This window comes from Flavobacterium sp. 270, assembly GCF_004368785.1.
Classification (GTDB): Bacteria; Bacteroidota; Bacteroidia; order Flavobacteriales; family Flavobacteriaceae; genus Flavobacterium.
Genome location: NZ_SODM01000015.1, coordinates 1,690 through 4,715, shown reverse-complemented (window position 1 = coordinate 4,715; position 3,026 = coordinate 1,690). Strand labels below are relative to the sequence as shown.

Annotated in this window: 1 rRNA gene; it reads right to left on the bottom strand. The window is 48.6% G+C overall.

Going from position 1 to position 3,026, the window contains the following annotated elements:
- Positions 1–85: 85 nt before the first annotated feature.
- Positions 86–2,967 (bottom strand): 23S ribosomal RNA (locus tag EV144_RS24035).
- Positions 2,968–3,026: the final 59 nt, after the last annotated feature.

Below are 3,026 nucleotides of genomic sequence, written 5' to 3'. Positions count from 1 at the left end.
AATATCTTAACATACTGAGATAAAGAAAAGTAAATTTTATTTAGAAAGTTTCTCCCTCCCGTCTTTTGGACGGGAGGAAAAGGGTGTACATAAGCTTACGGATTATTAGTACTACTCGACTATGACATTACTGCCTTTACATCTATAGCCTATCAACGTGGTCATCTTCCACGATCCTTAAAAGAAATCTCATCTTGTGGTGGGTTTCGCGCTTATATGCTTTCAGCGCTTATCCCTTCCAAACGTAGCTACTCTGCGGTGCCCCTGGCGGGACAACAGATACACTAGAGGTTTGTCCAATTCGGTCCTCTCGTACTAGAATCAGATCCACTCAAATTTCTAACGCCCACAGTAGATAGAGACCGAACTGTCTCACGACGTTCTGAACCCAGCTCGCGTGCCACTTTAATGGGCGAACAGCCCAACCCTTGGGACCTTCTCCAGCCCCAGGATGTGACGAGCCGACATCGAGGTGCCAAACCCCCCCGTCGATATGAGCTCTTGGGGGAGATCAGCCTGTTATCCCCGGCGTACCTTTTATCCTTTGAGCGATGGCCCTTCCATGCGGAACCACCGGATCACTATGCTCTACTTTCGTACCTGATCGACCTGTATGTCTCTCAGTCAAGCTCCCTTATGCCATTGCACTCTACGCACGGTTACCAAGCGTACTGAGGGAACCTTTAGAAGCCTCCGTTACTCTTTTGGAGGCGACCACCCCAGTCAAACTACCCACCAAGCACTGTCCCCCGCAGCACGGGGTTAGGCCTCAGATAAACAAAGGGTTGTATTTCAACAATGACTCCACAACGCCTGGCGACGCCGCTTCATAGTCTCCAACCTATCCTACACATCATTTATCCAAGGTCAATACTAAGCTATAGTAAAGGTGCACAGGGTCTTTTCGTCCCACTGCGGGTAAACGGCATCTTCACCGTTACTACAATTTCACCGAGCTCATGGCTGAGACAGTGTCCAGATCGTTACACCATTCGTGCAGGTCGGAACTTACCCGACAAGGAATTTCGCTACCTTAGGACCGTTATAGTTACGGCCGCCGTTTACTGGGGCTTCAATTCAATGCTTCTCCGAAGATAACATCTCCTCTTAACCTTCCAGCACCGGGCAGGTGTCAGGCCCTATACTTCATCTTACGATTTTGCAGAGCCCTGTGTTTTTGATAAACAGTCGCCTGGACCTCTTCACTGCGGCCCCGATTGCTCGGGGCGACCTTTCTCCCGAAGTTACAGGTCTATTTTGCCTAATTCCTTAGCCATGAATCTCTCGAGCACCTTAGGATTCTCTCCTCAACTACCTGTGTCGGTTTACGGTACTGGTACTAATTACCTGAAGTTTAGAGGTTTTTCTTGGAAGCCCTTAGGCGCACTATCTCTTTGTCCGAAGACTCCGAGTACTATCGTATTTCCCCAAAAGATGTGGATTTGCCTGCATCTCTTATAGGTAGGTACTTCAACGAACTATTCCGTCAGTTCGCGGCGCTTTCATCACTCCGTCACCCCATCACAGTAATTAGTAGTACGGGAATATTAACCCGTTAGCCATCGACTGTCCCTTTCGGGTTCGCCTTAGGACCAGACTAACCCACAGCTGATTAGCATAGCTGTGGAAACCTTAGTTTTTCGGTGTGCGGGTTTCTCGCCCGCATTATCGTTACTTATGCCTACATTTTCTTTTCTAACCAGTCCAGCATACCTGACGATACACCTTCAACCCTGTTAGAATGCTCCCCTACCACTTGCAATTACTTGCAAATCCATAGCTTCGGTAATATGTTTATGCCCGATTATTATCCATGCTCGTCCGCTCGACTAGTGAGCTGTTACGCACTCTTTAAATGAATGGCTGCTTCCAAGCCAACATCCTAGCTGTCTGGGCAGACAAACCTCGTTCTTTCAACTTAACATATATTTGGGGACCTTAGCTGATGGTCTGGGTTCTTTCCCTCTCGGACTTGGACCTTAGCACCCAAGCCCTCACTGCTGTGAAACATTATATAGCATTCGGAGTTTGTCAGGAATTGGTAGGCGGTGAAGCCCCCGCATCCAATCAGTAGCTCTACCTCTATATAACTATCATCAGCGCTGCACCTAAATGCATTTCGGGGAGTACGAGCTATTTCCGAGTTTGATTGGCCTTTCACCCCTACCCACAGGTCATCCGAAGACTTTTCAACGTCAACCGGTTCGGACCTCCACTGTGTGTTACCACAGCTTCATCCTGCCCATGGGTAGATCACACGGTTTCGCGTCTAACACTACTGACTAAAGCGCCCTATTCAGACTCGCTTTCGCTGCGGATCCGTGGCTTAACCACTTAACCTTGCCAGCAACGTTAACTCGTAGGCTCATTATGCAAAAGGCACGCCGTCACCCCACGAAAGGGCTCCGACCGCTTGTAAGCGTATGGTTTCAGGATCTATTTCACTCCGTTATTCACGGTTCTTTTCACCTTTCCCTCACGGTACTGGTTCACTATCGGTCTCTCAGGAGTATTTAGCCTTAGCGGATGGTCCCGCCAAATTCAGACAGGGTTTCACGTGCCCCGCCCTACTCAGGATACCACTATCCATTACACTTGTTACCCATACGGGACTATCACCCTCTGTGGTGTCACTTTCCAGCAACTTCCGGTTCCTTGTGCATAAAATGTCGTGGTCCTACAACCCCAGCACTGCCGTAACAGCACTGGTTTGGGCTAATCCGCGTTCGCTCGCCACTACTTACGGAATCACTTTTGTTTTCTTCTCCTCCGCCTACTTAGATGTTTCAGTTCAGCGGGTTTGCCCACCTATCGGTGTACTATGTCTTCAACATAGTGGGTTGCCCCATTCAGGTATCTGCGGATCAATCGGTGTGTGCCCGTCCCCGCAGCTTTTCGCAGCTTATCACGCCTTTCATCGCCTCTGAGAGCCTAGGCATCCCCCATACGCCCTTATTTTGCTTATTGTACCAATCTTAAATTTAATTAAGACCGTTTTTTTTTGTTTTTTATTATCTGCATTGACT